This window comes from Pantoea trifolii (genome assembly GCF_024506435.1).
In the GTDB taxonomy this organism is placed as follows: domain Bacteria; phylum Pseudomonadota; class Gammaproteobacteria; order Enterobacterales; family Enterobacteriaceae; genus Pantoea; species Pantoea trifolii.
This window is the reverse complement of record NZ_JANIET010000001.1, coordinates 824845-839513: the sequence shown is the minus strand read 5'-3', so window position 1 is coordinate 839513 and position 14669 is coordinate 824845. Positions and strand designations below refer to the sequence as shown.

At 57.0% G+C, this 14669-nt stretch carries 12 protein-coding genes; 6 read left to right on the top strand and 6 right to left on the bottom strand.

Annotated features, from left to right (window positions below; genetic code table 11):
• Window positions 1–121: 121 nt before the first annotated feature.
• A complete protein-coding gene (locus NQH49_RS03730) occupies window positions 122–1411 on the top strand; it encodes a cystathionine gamma-synthase family protein (RefSeq protein ID WP_256695637.1) in 1290 nt (429 codons plus the stop codon).
• Here NQH49_RS03730 and cueO read toward each other — a convergent pair.
• The gene (gene cueO / locus NQH49_RS03725) at window positions 1404–2993 is read right to left on the bottom strand and encodes a multicopper oxidase CueO (RefSeq protein WP_256695636.1); all 1590 of its coding nucleotides are present in this window, start codon (window positions 2991–2993) and stop codon (window positions 1404–1406) included. The genes NQH49_RS03730 and cueO overlap by 8 nt on opposite strands.
• Before the next feature lie 177 nt (window positions 2994–3170).
• Here cueO and NQH49_RS03720 point away from each other — a divergent pair, with 177 nt between their 5' ends.
• Window positions 3171–3518, top strand: coding sequence for a YacC family pilotin-like protein (locus NQH49_RS03720; protein WP_007888732.1), 348 nt, complete (start codon window positions 3171–3173; stop codon window positions 3516–3518).
• Between the two features lie 211 nt (window positions 3519–3729).
• On the opposite strand, the gene NQH49_RS03715 is transcribed toward NQH49_RS03720, so the two are convergent.
• Genes NQH49_RS03715 through dtnK form a run of 3 tightly spaced genes read right to left on the bottom strand, consistent with a single transcriptional unit; the run spans window position 3730 to window position 6742 of the window.
• Window positions 3730–4491 (bottom strand): DeoR/GlpR family DNA-binding transcription regulator, encoded by a 762-nt coding sequence (locus NQH49_RS03715; RefSeq protein ID WP_176970675.1) that lies wholly within the window; start codon window positions 4489–4491, stop codon window positions 3730–3732.
• A 6-nt stretch (window positions 4492–4497) separates the two neighbouring features.
• A complete protein-coding gene (locus NQH49_RS03710) occupies window positions 4498–5478 on the bottom strand; it encodes a D-threonate 4-phosphate dehydrogenase (protein WP_256695635.1) in 981 nt (326 codons plus the stop codon).
• Window positions 5471–6742, bottom strand: coding sequence for a D-threonate kinase (dtnK, locus tag NQH49_RS03705; protein ID WP_256695634.1), 1272 nt, complete (start codon window positions 6740–6742; stop codon window positions 5471–5473). The genes NQH49_RS03710 and dtnK overlap by 8 nt, the downstream gene beginning before the upstream one ends.
• 182 nt (window positions 6743–6924) lie before the next feature.
• Between dtnK and NQH49_RS03700 the strand changes: the two genes are divergently transcribed.
• From NQH49_RS03700 to NQH49_RS03685, 4 genes are all read left to right on the top strand, one after another.
• Window positions 6925–8073: an iron-containing alcohol dehydrogenase gene (locus NQH49_RS03700; RefSeq protein WP_256695633.1), complete on the top strand. Its 1149-nt coding sequence runs from the start codon at window positions 6925–6927 to the stop codon at window positions 8071–8073.
• Between the two features lie 17 nt (window positions 8074–8090).
• Window positions 8091–8975, top strand: a complete 885-nt coding sequence (locus tag NQH49_RS03695) for a dihydrodipicolinate synthase family protein (RefSeq protein ID WP_256695632.1) — start codon at window positions 8091–8093, stop codon at window positions 8973–8975.
• An 86-nt stretch (window positions 8976–9061) separates the two neighbouring features.
• Entirely contained in the window at window positions 9062–10015 is a 954-nt protein-coding gene (locus NQH49_RS03690) for a phosphoglycerate dehydrogenase (protein ID WP_256695631.1), read from the top strand.
• A gap of 43 nt (window positions 10016–10058) precedes the next feature.
• On the top strand, window positions 10059–11384 hold the full coding sequence (locus NQH49_RS03685) for an MFS transporter (protein ID WP_256695630.1): 1326 nt from the start codon (window positions 10059–10061) through the stop codon (window positions 11382–11384).
• 32 nt (window positions 11385–11416) lie between these two features.
• Here NQH49_RS03685 and yacL read toward each other — a convergent pair whose 3' ends face one another.
• A complete protein-coding gene (gene yacL / locus NQH49_RS03680; protein WP_008108552.1) occupies window positions 11417–11779 on the bottom strand; it encodes a protein YacL in 363 nt (120 codons plus the stop codon).
• A gap of 172 nt (window positions 11780–11951) precedes the next feature.
• Window positions 11952–14549, bottom strand: a complete 2598-nt coding sequence (gene acnB, locus NQH49_RS03675) for a bifunctional aconitate hydratase 2/2-methylisocitrate dehydratase (RefSeq protein ID WP_256695628.1) — start codon at window positions 14547–14549, stop codon at window positions 11952–11954.
• Window positions 14550–14669: the final 120 nt, after the last annotated feature.

The following is a 14669-nucleotide window of genomic DNA, read 5'->3' as shown; positions in this document are numbered from 1 at the left end:
ATAGTCGAGCCAGCGTCTAACGCCGCGCACAGAACGCAAACGATTCCGTGGCGAAATTTATCGCACTGGCGTTAACTGTAGGAACCTGTCCGCCCTTTCACCGCCGAGTTCTGGAGTTCCTATGACCGCTTCATCCAGTAAAAAAACCACGATTGGTACGCGCGCGTTGCACCCGGAAACGCAGATGCTGAATTACGGTTACGATCCGCAGTTATCGGAAGGCGCGGTGAAACCGCCGGTGTTTCTTACCTCCACCTTTGTGTTTAACAGCGCCGAAGAGGGACAGGACTTTTTCGATTTCGTCGCCGGACGCAAACAACCGCCAGAAGGCAAAACTGGCGGGCTGGTCTACTCGCGCTTCAACCATCCCAACAGCGAAATCGTGGAGGATCGGCTGGCGGTGTACGAAGGCGCGGAAAGCGCGGCGCTGTTCTCTTCCGGCATGTCGGCCATTGCCACCACGCTGCTGACATTTGCGCGTCCGGGTGAAGTGATTCTGCATTCCCAGCCGCTGTATGGCGGCACCGAAACGCTGTTGAGCAAAACGCTGCACGATTTAGAGATCAAAGCAGTGGGATTCAGCGATGGCACCGACGAAGATAAAGTGCATGAAGCGGCGAAACTGGCGTGGCAGCGCGGACGCGTGGCGCTGATTTTGATTGAGACGCCCGCCAATCCGACCAACAGTTTGGTGGATATTCAGTTGATGCAGCAGGTGGCGGATGTGATTGCGCAGCAGCAAGGTTCACGGCCGATTCTCGCCTGCGATAACACATTGCTCGGCCCACTGTTTCAACGTCCGTTGCAGCACGGCGCGGATTTGTCGCTCTATTCCCTGACCAAATATGTCGGCGGCCATTCGGATCTGATTGCCGGTGCGGTACTGGGGAGCGAAGCGCTGGTCGGCAAAGTGCGTTCGCTGCGCAGCGCCATCGGCACGCAGCTGGATCCGCACTCCAGCTGGATGATTGGTCGCTCGCTGGAAACGCTGTCGCTGCGCATGGAGAAAGCCACCAGCAATGCCGAGAAAGTGGCGGCGTTTTTGCGCGATCATCCGCAGGTGGAAAAACTGTATTGGCTGCCATATCTGGCGGCTGAAAGTCCGGCGGGCAAAACCTGGCAGCGCCAGTGCAGCGGCGCGGGCTCAACCTTCTCGTTTGATATTCGTGGCGGGCAAGCGGCGGCGTTCCGTTTCCTGAATGCGCTGGAACTGTTCAAGCTGGCGGTGAGCCTCGGCGGCACCGAATCGCTCGCCAGCCATCCTGCCAGCACCACCCATTCGGGCGTGCCGCAGGATGTGCGGCAACGCATTGGCATCACCGACGCGACCGTGCGCTTGTCGATTGGTATCGAACATCCTGACGACTTGATTGAGGATATGCGCCTGGCGCTGGAAGCCTCGGTTAACTGACGCTAAAACCGAGCATCATGCCGGTATCTTCATGTTCCAGCAGATGACAATGCGCCATGTAGGCATTGTCGGCGTTAGCGACATAGTTGAAGCGCACCAGCACTTCGCTGCGCCAACCGTTAACGCTAACCATGTCTTTCCAGCCGGCGCGATGCGGCGCGGGCGGCTTGCCGTTTTCTGACAGGATGCGGAACTGCGTGCCGTGAATGTGGAACGGATGCAGCATGTGATCGCCTTCACCGGAAATCGTCCACTTCTCCAGCTTGCCCAATTCGACATTGAACATCGGCTTGGTCATGTTAAATGCCTGACCGTTGATCTTGTTGCCGTTGTGGAAATCGTAGGCGGCGGTTTTACCGTGGCTGCCGTGATCCATCGCCATGTCGCCATGATCCATCGGCTTGGCGCTGTGACTCATATCCATATTGCCATGATCCATTTTCATCTCACCCATGGCTTTATCGCCGTAGCGATCCATCAACGCCTGCATGCCTTGCTGATCAAGCTGCGGATCCATCATCAGCTGCAGCCAGCGGCTTTGCAGACCTTCGGTGGCAGGAATCGGTGGCAGATCCACCAGCTTGTCCGGTAACGTGCCGCTGGCCAGCACGCGCAGCGGCAGAATGTTGACCAGCGGCAGCGGTTGATCGAACGGTGCCAGCGTCATGCCCATCTGCGTGACTGGCAACGTCACCACGTCAAAGGCTTTGCCATCTGACGTATCCACCAGCACTTCAAAACGTTCGCCCGGCAGCAGCGGCAAGCTCTCCACTTTCACCGGTTCGGCCAGCAAACCGCCGTCGCTGCCGATCACATACAGCGGACGTTGATCGCTGGTGGCGATATGCAGCGAACGCGCGTTACAGCCATTGAGTAACCGCAGACGCAGCCAGCCGCGCGGCACCGCATGCTGCGGATATTGCACGCCGTTGGTCAGCATCATATCGCCGAACCAGCCGACGGCGGCACGCATGATATCGAGCTGATAATCGATTTGCGTTCCCGCTTTATTCAACTGCTTATCCTGGAAAATCAGCGGCACATCATCTTCGCCCCATTGCATTGGCAGACGCAATTTGCCGGACGCTTCATCCTCCAGCAGCACCAAACCGGCCAGACCTTGCGCCACCTGATAACCGGTTTTACCGTGTAGATGCGGATGGAACCAGCAGGTCGCGGCGGGTTGATCAGGGGTGAAACTCACCTGACGCGTTGCACCGGGTGCAATAATCCCTTGCGGGCCGCCATCGACGTCGCCGGGAATTTCCAGCCCATGCCAGTGCAAGGTGGTGGCTTCTGGCAGCTGATTATGGATATTCACCGTAACCGCTTTTTTACGTTGCAGACGCAGCGCAGGCCCGAGCAATCCACCGTTGTATCCCCAGGTAGGCACCGCTTTGCCATTCCATTGGCTGCTACCGGTCATGGCGGTCAAGGTGTATTGCCCGCGGGCATCAGGCTGCAAAATAGAGGGAATCGGCAATAATGGGCGCGTGGCGGCCATTAGTGAGCGGCTCCATAGCGGCAGCGCACCGGCGGCGCTGAGTGCGGCAGTCAACTTTAGAAAATGACGACGTTGCATATTCTTATCCTTGTCGTGAATAAGGGCACAGCGTAAACCTTTACCCTGCGGGAGGGTCAAGTCCTGAAACAGAATGCGCTGATAAAAATGGTGGGAATGGCCCGAAAGGGCAAATTTAGCGGAATACCGGCAATAACTGTGCTAACGTCAATAAATTGTCCCTTGTTGAGAATCATTATGACGAAAAGCATCAAGATCCTGCTGCTGGCGGGACTCCTTGGCTTCTCCTCCACCAGTTTTGCCCTGAGCGAATCCGAAGCAGAAGATCTGGCCGACCTCACCGCCGTGTTCGTTTATCTCAAGAACGATTGTGGCTATCAGGATTTGCCGGACGCTCAGATTCGTAAAGCGCTGGTGTTTTTCGCCCAACAAAACCGTTGGGATTTAAGCAACTACAGCAATTACAACATGAAGTCGCTGGGCGAAGAGAGCTACAAGGATTTGAGCGGTATCGCCATTACCAACGACAAGAAGTGTAAGTCGCTGGCGCGCGATTCGCTGAGTTTGCTGGCTTACGTTAAGTAATTCTGAGTGCCCGCTGTACGCTGACTCGGTTGGTGCCCGCAGTCCCCCTCCTCGGTTGGTGCTCGCTGTCCCCCACCTCGGTCCTCCCCCACAAGTGGGGGAGGAAGATGCTGCAATATGCAGCTCCGAGGTTGCAAGTGGCAGCGTCTCCTTCCCCCGCTGGCGGGGGAAGGCCGGGATGGGGGACAGCCAGCACAATCTCAATCTAAATCTAAACCGTTAACTCCAATCCAATACCTCGCTCGCGCAGATCGCGGCACACCGCTTCATCCAGACGCGCATCCGTCACCACATCGGTCAGGCTATCAATCGGCGCGGCGCAATACAGTGACCATGAACCGTACTTGCTGCTGTCCGCCAGCAGAACGCGGCGGCGCGCATTAGCCAGCAGATCCATCTTCAATCCGGCTTTATCTTCGGTTGGCGTGGTAATCCCGCGTTCGATGCTCCACGAGTTGCAGCTGACAAAGGCGATGTCGGGATTGATGCTGCGTAGCAGGCGGCGTCCATGTTCACCAATACATGACTGGCTGGAATCATCGATGCGTCCACCAATAATGGTGGTTTCGATTTGCTTAAACTCGGACAGAAACAGCGCGATGTGCAGATCGGCAGTGATCACCCGCAGCTTGAGGTGCGTCAGCTGGCGCGCCAGCTCCAGCATGGTCGTGCCGGCATCCAATACCACCGCATCACCCGATTGCACGTAGCTGGCGGCAAACTGCGCGATGGCCTGCTTCTCGGCGAGGTTGCGCTGCATCTTCTCCAGCGTGGTCGGCTGATTGGGGATAAAGCGATTCAGCGTAACGCCGCCGTGGCTGCGGCTAATAACGCCCTCTTTATCCAGCTTGATCAGATCGCGGCGGATCGTCGCTGGCGAGGCGGAAATAGCGCTCACCAGTTGTTCAACAGTGACCAAATTATGGCTCTTCAGATAGTCCATAATCTGGTCGAGACGGCTTTGTCCCTTCATATTTCCCTATGCAAGCTGCATCGCGAGTTTAATGGAGATCGCCATGCTCGCAGAGTTCGCTTTACCTGTCCAGGCGATATCAAATGCGGTGCCGTGGTCCGCTGAAGTACGGATAAACGGCAAGCCAGCGGTGATATTCACACCATCATAAAAACCTAATAGTTTCAGCGGGATGTGTCCTTGATCGTGGTACATCGCCACCACCATATCGTACTGCCCTTCCTGACACTGCAGGAACACGGTATCAGGCGGGCACGGGCCGCTGACGTCGATGCCCTGCGCTTTCATCGCTTTGATAGCAGGCGCGACGATAGTGATCTCTTCATCGCCAAACAGACCATTTTCACCGGCATGTGGATTGACGCCCGCCACGGCGATGCGCGGCTTGTCGAAACCGACGCGGCGCAGGAAGCCATCGGCCATGCCGATCACCGTCTGAATGCGCTCGCCGTTTAAGGTATCGAGGAACTTGCGCAGCGCAATATGCGTGGTGACATGAATCACTTTCAGCTTATCGGTGTAGAGCACCATGGCGTAATTTTTGGTGTTGGTCAGCTGCGCCAGCAGTTCGGTGTGGCCGGGATAAATATGTCCCGCCGAGTGCAGCGCCTCTTTATTTAACGGTGCGGTGGCAATCGCCTGCACCTCGCCAGCCAGCGCCAGTTCGGTGGCGCGTTTCACGCAGCGCCAGGCCAAATCGCCCGCCTCTTTCTGCACCACGCCGGGCTGCAGCGCGGCGGCATCCGCCAGCGGCTCATCAATCACGTTGATGATGCCGGGCGCGAAGTGCGCATCCTTGACCTGGTCGAGCACGCGCAGTTCAGCCTGCGGCGTGACATTGAGTCCCATTACCCGACGCAGCGTGTTGGCGCAACCCACCACCACCGCAGGCACGCCCGCTAACTCACCTTCTGCCAGCGCTTTAATGATGATCTCCGGGCCAATGCCCGCCGGATCGCCCATGGTAATCGCAATAATTTTACTCACTCGACTTCTCCTCAATAAAACGAATGGCTTCTACCAGGGTGTTTTCGTCACCAAAGCCACCTGCTTTGGTCATCACCGGCAGGTGTAATTCACTGTTAAGCAAAACCCCGTACGGCACGCAGCCCGCCACAAGGCCCTGAATCTGGAAACCGCTCGCGCCAAACGCCTGCGCCACGGCAATCGCCACATCACCGCCAGAGAGATACAGCCCGGCAGGCTGCGCCCTGCGGCACACGCGGCGGGTTAACTGCGCGAGAAACTGGCAGATGCGCTCGCCCAATAGCTGACGTGAAACCTGATGCTGTTGGCACAACTGCTCGATCTCGTGGCGCTGATCGGCATGTTGCGTAGTGCGCACCACGCAATGCGCGCCGTCGTGCAGCGCCTGCTGCATCGCCTGCTGCCACTGTTCAGCCTGCGGCCAGGCCGGTTGGGCAAAAAGCTGGCGGATATCAATATCGATAACGCGGATGTCGCGCTGGCTGGCGAGGCACGTAATCTGCTGCTGCGCAATCGCGCTCATCGAGCCAACCACCGCCAGCACCGGACGCGGCTGACGCGCCGCCAGCATCGCGCCAAGCGCATCGCTGAGCCCGGACGCACCGGCCAGCAATGGACGCGTCTCCAGCGTGGCTGCCGCAGCCATTAATAAGGCAATGTCGGCGTCCTGCTCGATATCCACCACCAGCAAACCTTGCTTGCTGGCCAGCACCTGCGCCAGCTGGTCGCCACGCAGCGTGGCGAGATCGAGGGTTTCCCCCGGCAAGGCGCTCTGCATCTGCAATCGCGTCAGCACATGGCCGCTGGTGACCGGCGTTTTAGGATCGCTGGCGAATTCGCTGTCGATCAGACGTTGCTGGTGGATCCACACTTCCCCCGCCCGCGTGGTGCGTCCAAGCTTCGGCACCGCCGGCACCACTAAGGCTAATGTTTTGCCGCTGGCCTGCATTGCGGCGGCGATTTCCGCGCCGGGATTGCCGCGCAGCGTGGAATCAATCTTCTTGAACAACCAACCGTCATTAGCGATGGCCTGATGTTGCTCAATCGCCGCCCGCGTGCGCCGGGCCGCTTCCTGTTCGCTGAGCGCACGGCTATCGGTGCTGATGACCAGCACATCGGCGACATCAGCGTCATGCGGCGTGCTGCTATCAAACAGCACATGCACTCGCGCCCCGGCTTGTGCCAGCCCGCTGCCCGCGTCATTGGCGCCGGTAAAATCATCGGCAATCACCAGGACTGGCGTTTTCCATGGCGGTAAAGTCATGCTCTCTCCTGTTCCGGCCGCTGTCGTGCTGCAATGATTATATTCAATCATGATTGATTATATGTGAGCAAGATCAAATTAATCGAAATCAATTTGTCCTATAAAATTAGGCACTGTAGTGATAGACCTCGCGCTGCATGAGCAAACTTAATCATTCAGCGCAAAAAACGTAAGGGTAAGAGATGAATATCAACAGCACCGTGATCAGTGGCTTTCAGGCGCTTAATGACCTCAGCTATTTACTGCAAGGTAAAGAAAAAGCGCTGCTGGTGACCGATAAGAATATCGAAGGCATTCCGGCGGTGCAGACGCTAATCGCCCAGCTGAAGCAGCAGATTGCCAGCCTGAGCATCGTCAATACGGTGCCGCCAGAGCCCAGCCAGCACGATGTGGCGGCCATTGTCGCCGCGCTGCCGAGTACTGATGTGGATTTGGTGATTGGCGTCGGCGGTGGCAGCGTACTGGACGTCGCCAAGCTGCTGTCGATTCTGTGTGTTGAAGGCGCGCCAACACTGGACGCGCTGCTGGCGGGTGAAAAGCCGCAGACGCGCACCACTTCGCTGCTGATCCCCACTACCGCAGGTACCGGCTCAGAAGCCACGCCCAATGCGATTCTGGCAATCCCTGAGAAAGAGACCAAAGTCGGCATAATCTCGCCGGTGATGCTGCCAGATTATGTCGCGCTGGTGCCAGAGCTCACCACCAGCATGCCACCGCACATCGCCTCTTCAACCGGTATCGATGCGCTGTGCCATTTAATCGAGTGCTTTACCGCTACCGTGTCGAATCCGGTGAGCGATAACTATGCGCTGATCGGCATGAAAAAGCTGTTTGCCAGCCTCGAAACCACCCTCGCTGAGCCGGATAACCTTGAAGCGCGCCTGAATATGCTGTGGGCGTCTTATTACGGTGGCGCATCGATTGCGCATGCCGGTACGCATCTGGTACATGCGATGTCTTATCCGCTGGGCGGCAAATATCACCTGCCGCACGGCGTCGCCAATGCCATTCTGCTCGCACCCTGCATGCGCTTTGTGCGTCCGGCGGCGGTGAGCAAATTCGCTCAGGTTTACGATTTGCTACCGGATGCCGATACCTCGCTGGACGACGAAGCCAAATCCCACGCGCTGGTGGCGTACTTTGCCGCGCTGGTGAAACGCCTGAAGCTGCCCGCCAGCCTGGAAGAGCTGGGTATCGGCCCGGATCATCTGCCGTATCTGGTGGAAGCCGCGCTCGACGTGCAGCGCCTGATGAAGAATGTACCGATGAAAGTGGGCGCCGATGACGTACGCAACGTCTACCTGACGCTATTTCCGGCTTTGAATCACTAAGGATTATCGAGGACAACATGAGCAAGAAAATTCAGGGCGTGTTAACCGCCATCGTCACTACTTTCGATCGCGACGGCGCATTCAATCCAGCCGCCCAACGCGAACAGGTTAAACGTCAGTTAAGCGCTGGCAACGGCATCTTCTGCGGCGGCACCAACGGCGAATTCTTCGTGCTGAACGAACAGGAGAAGCTGGCGGTGACGCAAACCTGCGTTGATGAAGTGAACGGCAGCGCGCCGGTGGTGGCGCACATTGGCGAGATCTCCACGCGTGAAACCATTCGCCTTGGGAAACAAGTGGCGAAGCTGGGCGTGGATGCGGTTTCGGTGATCACGCCCTATTTCGTGCCACTGAAACAGGAAGAGCTGATTGCCCACTATCGCGCGGTGGCCGACGCCATCGACGTGCCGCTGTTCCTCTACAACATTCCGGCACGCACCGGCAACACGCTGCAGCCAGAAACCGTACGCACGCTGGCCGCGCACCCGAACATCATCGGCATCAAAGACAGCGCCGGCAGCTATGAAAGCCTGAGCGGCTTCCTGCAAGCGGCTGTAGGAATCGACAGTTTTGATGTGCTGAACGGCCCGGATTCGTTGATTCATCAGGGCTTTGTCGACGGTTGCTCGGCCTGTATTTCGGGTCTCGCTAACGTGGCGCCTAAAGAGATCAATGCGATTTGGGCACGCTTTCATGCCGGCGATATCGAAGGTTCGCGCCTGGCGCAGGAGAATGTCACCGGTCTGCGCACCGATCTGTATAGCGTGGGCTTCTCTCCCGCCGCAGTAAAAAAAGCGGTGACGCTGCTGGGCTTTGAGGTTGGCGACAGCCGCTACGCGGTGAGTTTCTCTGCCGAAGAAGAGCAGAAGATCCGCCAGATTGTGAATCAGTATTTGCAGTAATTTTCAGGTGAGTAGCCAGCCAGGTCGTCATCAATGGCGACCCTGGCACCGGCTGTTATCTGTTTTTTTCAACATCGGGAAGAATTATGAAAGTCATCTGCACTTCACCGTCGTTTGCGAAATATGACGCGACGCCGATAGCAACGCTTCAGCAGCACGGTTTTGAGCTGATCATGCTGCCCGCCGATGCGCCGCTAAGCGCACTTGAGCCGCATCTGGCTAACACCGTGGCGCTGATCGTGGCTTTTACCGACATCAACGAAGAGCTGCTGGCGTTAGCACCGCAGCTGAAAATCGTCTGTAAGCACGGCGTTGGCGTCGACAACATCAATCTGGATGCCACGCGTGCACGCGGGATTTACGTCACCAACGTGCCGGATGCCAATAAACATGCTGTCGCTGATTTCGCCTTTGCTTTGATCCTTAACAGCGCGCGTCAGATCACCCAAGCCGCCATCGAAACTCGCGCGGGTAGCTGGCCGCGAATATTTGCCACCGACGTCTACGGCAAAACGCTGGGCATCATCGGGCTGGGTAATATTGGCAAGCAGGTTGCGCTGCGCGCCAAAGGCTTCAACATGCGGGTGATCGCGTTCGATTATTATCCCGATGAGCAGTTTGCTGCCGAGCACGGTATCGAATTCGTCACGCTGGATCAGCTGACCGCAACCAGCGATTTCATCACTCTGCACATGCCGCTTACCGACAAAACGCACAATCTGTTTGATGCCGCACGCCTCAAACGCATGAAGAAAACAGCCTTCCTGATTAATGCCTCACGCGGCGGCGTGGTGAACGAGCAGGATCTCTATCAGGCGCTGCTGGATAACGTGATTGCCGGTGCGGCGGCTGATGTGTTTGTGCAGGAACCGCTGAGCGAGCATCCGCTGTTCACGCTCAGCAATTTCATTCCTACTGCGCACATTGCCGGTTACACCGACGGTGCGATCAGCGCGATTGGTGAACGCTGCGTGACGCAAATTGTGCAGTGCATCCAACAGGGCGAACGCCCAATCAACGTGATGAACGGGCTGGAATAACACGCCGCCTTATCCTGTAACCTTTTTCGAGTGGATAATTACTATGACTAACTCTGCGCGCTCGAGTCGTATCCGTTGGTGGATTGCTGGCCTGATGTGGCTGGCCATCGCCATTAACTACATTGACCGCACCGTTCTCTCGGCAGCGGCTCCGCATCTGATCAAAGAACTCGATATCAATCCTGAAATGATGGGCTTCATCATGGCGGCGTTCTTCTGGTCTTATGCGCTGTTGCAGATCCCAGCGGGCTGGTTTGCCGATCGCTTCGGCCAGAAAAAAGGGCTTGGTATCGCCGTCGGCTGGTGGTCGATCGCCACCATGGCGATGGGACTGGCGACCGGCTTTAAATCGCTGCTGGCGCTACGTTTAGCGCTCGGCGTCGGTGAAGCCGCCGCCTATCCCAGCAACGCGGGCATTACCGCGCGCTGGTTCCCGGATCGCGAACGCGCCACGGTTTCTGGCCTGTTCGACAGTGCCTCCAAATTTGGTGGTGCGGTGGCCATGCCGCTGATCGTCTTTATGATCGCCCTGTTCGACTGGCGTCTGACCTTCCTGGCGATTGGTGCGCTCGGCTTGTTCTGGGTGATTGCCTGGTACTTTATCTACGCCGAGAACCCGGAAGATCATAAGTCGATCAGTAAAGAAGAAGTGCGCTTCATCCGTGGCGGCCAGGCGCAGAAGCACGGCGATAAAAGCGTGCGTCCGATGAAGTGGTACAAACTGCTGCGCTACCGCAATATCTGGGCGATGTGCATTGGCTTCTTCACCATCAATTACACCTCCTATTTCTTTATCACCTGGCTGCCGACCTATCTGGTGAAAGATAAAGGTATGGATTTTCTCAAAATGGGGATGGTGGCTGCGCTGCCGCTGATCTGCGGCATGGTGATTGAAGTGCTGGCGGGTTGGGCATCGGATCGCATGGTGCATAACAAAGTGCTGTCGCTGACCGCCACACGCAAACTGTTTCTCACCATCGGCCTGTTGATGGCGCTGTGCATCGGCTTTGCCCCGTTCACTGATTCGGTGTTTATGACCGTGCTGCTGCTGTGTATCGCCAAATCCGGCACCACCGTAGCGGCATCACAAGTGTGGGCGTTGCCGGGTGATGTGGCGCCGCAAAACAGCGTGTCGATTGTCGCGGGCCTGCAGAATACCGTATCCAACATGGGCGGCGCGGTGGGACCGATCATTACCGGCGCGATAGTTGGCGCAACCGGTCATTTTACCTGGGCGCTGGTGTTCTCGGCGGTGCTGGTGGTGATTGGCATCCTTAACTATCTGTTCCTGATGGGTAACGTTGAACCTATCGTCGATGAGGAACAGGTTTCAGATTCACATTCGGTTGCAAGCGGCGCGGCGCGGTGATCGGCTGGGTCGCCATTAATGGCGACCCAGGGTTATTTACCGGCGATAAACAGCCGATAAGCGGCAATCACCGCGAGAAAATCTTCGACGCCACAGAAAGAGAGGCTCTCTTCATCGTAATAGGTCATGCCCTCTTCCATGCCGTCATCTTCCAGCGCCAACTGGTTGGCGCGAATCATCACCTCTTCTTCATCCAGCCACAGCGTGTATTCATGCCCGACACGCTGCCACTGATTGATAGTGCCTTTCACCTGTTGGGCGGCGGCCTCAACCTCATCCAGCAACGGCAGATTGTCTTTGACCTCTTCGTTGAACCAGTGCCCCACCGCTTCGTGGTCCATCGACATACGCACTTTGACCTGACCGGTCAAATCACGCAGAAATTCGTACTCCATGGGTTTGCCTCATACTGATGGCGCGCCGCGCGGCACCGTGTAAATGCATTTTGTGCGCAGCACGCTGAATAAAGTGGGATCGCGCTCGCATTATGCCTGGAGATGTCAGCGGAAAAAAGGGCATAAAAAAAAGGGACGATTTTCATCGTCCCTTGTTCATCCCGATAGCCGATTAAACGGCAGTCTGGAAGATCACGCTATCCGCTTTGTCAGTGTATTGTCCCAGCTGATCAAAGTTGAGGTAGCGGTAAGTGTCAGCCGCGGTCTTATCAACCTGCAGCATGAACTGCTGATACTCATCCGGCGTTGGCAGCTTGCCAAGCAGCGAAGCGACCGCCGCCAGTTCAGCCGACGCCAGGAAGACGTTCGCGCCGGTACCCAGACGGTTCGGGAAGTTACGGGTCGAGGTGGAAACCACCGTCGCGCCGTCCGCCACACGCGCCTGGTTACCCATGCACAGTGAACAGCCCGGAATCTCGATACGCGCACCGCTCTTACCGAAGACGCTGTAGTAGCCCTCTTCGGTCAGCTGTGCGGCGTCCATTTTGGTTGGCGGCGCAACCCACAAGCGGGTTGGCAGCTGGCCTTTATGGGCATCCAGCAATTTACCGGCCGCGCGGAAGTGACCAATGTTGGTCATGCACGAACCGATAAACACTTCGTCGATCTTCTCGCCCTGCACGTCAGACAACCAACGCGCGTCGTCTGGATCGTTCGGTGCGCACAGAATTGGCTCTTTAATCTCGGCCAGATCGATGTCGATCACCGCCGCGTATTCTGCATCCGCATCGCCTTCCAGCAGTTGCGGATCGGCCAGCCATTTCTGCATGCCTTCAATGCGGCGCTCCAGCGTACGACGATCGCCGTAGCCTTCCGAGATCATCCACTTCAGCAGCACGATGTTCGAGTTCAGATACTCGATGATCGGCTCTTTATCCAGCTTGATGGTGCAGCCAGCAGCAGAACGCTCAGCCGAGGCATCGGTCAGCTCAAATGCCTGCTCAACTTTCAGTTTCGGCAGACCTTCGATTTCCAGCACGCGGCCAGAGAAGATGTTTTTCTTACCTTTCTTCTCAACGGTCAGCAGGCCCGCTTTGATCGCGTACAGCGGAATCGCGTGTACCAGATCGCGCAGGGTGATGCCCGGCTGCATTTCGCCTTTGAAGCGCACCAGTACCGATTCCGGCATGTCCAGCGGCATTACGCCGGTCGCAGCAGCAAACGCTACCAGACCAGAACCTGCCGGGAAGGAAATACCAATTGGGAAACGGGTGTGTGAGTCACCGCCGGTACCAACGGTATCGGGCAACAGCATACGGTTCAGCCAGCTGTGGATAACGCCATCACCCGGACGCAGCGAGACGCCGCCACGGTTCATGATGAAGTCTGGCAGCGTATGGTGGGTGGTCACGTCAACCGGCTTCGGATAGGCGGCGGTGTGACAGAATGACTGCATCACCAGGTCAGCTGAGAAGCCGAGGCACGCCAGGTCTTTCAGTTCATCACGGGTCATTGGACCGGTGGTGTCCTGAGAACCGACTGAGGTCATTTTTGGTTCGCAGTACGCGCCTGGACGGACACCGTCTACGCCGCACGCCCGGCCAACCATTTTCTGCGCCAGTGAGTAACCACGGGTGCTGGCGGCAACATCTTTGGCTTGCACGAACACATCGCTGTGCGGCAGACCCAATGACTCGCGCGCTTTGGTGGTCAGGCCACGACCGATGATCAGCGGAATACGACCGCCAGCACGGACTTCGTCCAGCAGCACGTCGGTCTTCAGCTCGAAGGTCGCCAGCACTTCATCCGTCTCGTGATTGCGCACTTCACCTTTGTATGGGTAAACGTCGATGACATCGCCCATATTCAGACGATCTACGTCAAGCTCAATTGGCAAGGCACCCGCATCTTCCATGGTGTTGAAGAAGATGGGAGCGATTTTACCGCCGAGGCACAGACCGCCGCCCTTTTTGTTTGGCACGTAAGGGATATCGTCGCCCATAAACCACAGCACCGAGTTGGTGGCAGATTTACGCGAAGAACCGGTACCGACCACGTCGCCGACATAGGTCAGCGGGAAGCCTTTGGTTTGCAGTGCTTCGATCTGTTTGATCGGGCCAATGTTACCCGCATCGTCGGGTTCGATGCCTTCACGGGCGTTTTTCAGCATTGCCAGCGCGTGCAGTGGAATATCCGGACGTGACCATGCATCCGGCGCCGGAGAGAGGTCGTCGGTATTGGTTTCGCCGGTCACTTTGAACACGGTGGTAGTGATTTTTTCAGCCAGTTTTGGACGCTTCAGGAACCATTCGGCATCGGCCCAGGACTGGATAATTTTTTTCGCGTGTGGGTTACCCGCTTTGGCTTTCTCTTCGACATCGTAGAAGTTATCGAACATCAGCAGCGTGTGAGACAGGGCTTCGGCAGCGATGGGGGCTAAGGCTTCATCTTCTAACGCTTCAATCAGCGCATGGATGTTATAACCGCCCTGCATGGTGCCCAGCAGCTCAACGGCTTTTTCGCGAGTAACCAGAGGAGAGTGGGCTTCGCCCTTAGTGACAGCTGCCAGGAAACCGGCTTTGACATACGCCGCTTCATCAACACCTGGTGGAACACGATTGACCAACAGGTCGGTAAGGAATTCTTCTTCACCCGCTGGCGGGTTTTTTAGCAGTTCAACCAGCGCGGCCATCTGGGAAGCATCTAACGGCTTAGGTACGATTCCCTGGGCAGCACGCTCGGCAACGTGCTTACGGTATTCTTCTAGCACGACGTTCTCCTCGCTCTCATTGTATAGCTTTCCGGTGCACCCCTTGATGCTGTCGAACAGTAGGGTGAGGTGCCCGGTTCCGCGTGGGGCAGCATAGCAGCATTTCGCCTGATTGTTAAT

What these genes read in the sequence shown, in the direction of transcription:
- NQH49_RS03730 (WP_256695637.1), top strand. Translation starts at nt 122, where the DNA reads ATGACCGCTTCATCCAGTAAAAAAACCACGATTGGTACGCGCGCGTTG.
- cueO (WP_256695636.1), bottom strand. Translation starts at nt 2,993, where the DNA reads ATGCAACGTCGTCATTTTCTAAAGTTGACTGCCGCACTCAGCGCCGCC.
- NQH49_RS03720 (WP_007888732.1), top strand. Translation starts at nt 3,171, where the DNA reads ATGACGAAAAGCATCAAGATCCTGCTGCTGGCGGGACTCCTTGGCTTC.
- NQH49_RS03715 (WP_176970675.1), bottom strand. Translation starts at nt 4,491, where the DNA reads ATGAAGGGACAAAGCCGTCTCGACCAGATTATGGACTATCTGAAGAGC.
- dtnK (WP_256695634.1), bottom strand. Translation starts at nt 6,742, where the DNA reads ATGACTTTACCGCCATGGAAAACGCCAGTCCTGGTGATTGCCGATGAT.
- NQH49_RS03700 (WP_256695633.1), top strand. Translation starts at nt 6,925, where the DNA reads ATGAATATCAACAGCACCGTGATCAGTGGCTTTCAGGCGCTTAATGAC.
- NQH49_RS03695 (WP_256695632.1), top strand. Translation starts at nt 8,091, where the DNA reads ATGAGCAAGAAAATTCAGGGCGTGTTAACCGCCATCGTCACTACTTTC.
- NQH49_RS03690 (WP_256695631.1), top strand. Translation starts at nt 9,062, where the DNA reads ATGAAAGTCATCTGCACTTCACCGTCGTTTGCGAAATATGACGCGACG.
- NQH49_RS03685 (WP_256695630.1), top strand. Translation starts at nt 10,059, where the DNA reads ATGACTAACTCTGCGCGCTCGAGTCGTATCCGTTGGTGGATTGCTGGC.
- yacL (WP_008108552.1), bottom strand. Translation starts at nt 11,779, where the DNA reads ATGGAGTACGAATTTCTGCGTGATTTGACCGGTCAGGTCAAAGTGCGT.